This is a genomic window from Pseudomonas sp. RIT-562, from assembly GCF_026241895.1.
In the GTDB taxonomy this organism is placed as follows: domain Bacteria; phylum Pseudomonadota; class Gammaproteobacteria; order Pseudomonadales; family Pseudomonadaceae; genus Aquipseudomonas; species Aquipseudomonas mandelii_F.
In genome coordinates, this window is sequence record NZ_JAPJIV010000075.1 from 1 (window position 1) to 376 (window position 376).

1 protein-coding gene is annotated in these 376 nt (G+C 58.5%); it reads left to right on the forward strand.

The features are described 5' to 3' along the window. Nucleotides 1-376, forward strand: a 376-nt coding sequence (locus ORL50_RS28810; RefSeq protein ID WP_266020104.1) for a cytochrome d ubiquinol oxidase subunit II, incomplete at both ends; no start/stop codon positions are given.

A 376-nucleotide genomic window follows, 5' to 3' on the forward strand; every position in this document is an offset into this window, starting at 1 on the left:
GGGGCAGTACAGCGGGAACGGCTGGGAATGGTCGGGCCTGTTTCCGCTGTATTGTGGCGCCGTGCTCGTAGTGGGATATATGTGGTTGGGCGCCTGCTGGCTGTATTGGCGCACTGTAGATAATCTGCAACGTCGATCAGGGCGACAGGCGAGGGTGCTGGCCATCGTAACCATGGTGCTTTTGGCCGTGTTGGTGGTCTGGACAGCGACGCTTGACGCTCGATATGCGCAGCGGCTTTCCAATCCACTGGTCTGGCTGCCAGCCGCAATATTGCTCACTGCACTGCTGATCAGCTTCACCATGAGCTTTCGAAGCCGCCGGCACTATCTGCCGCTATTCGCCGCACTGGGGATCTTCATCTTAGCGTTCGCCTTA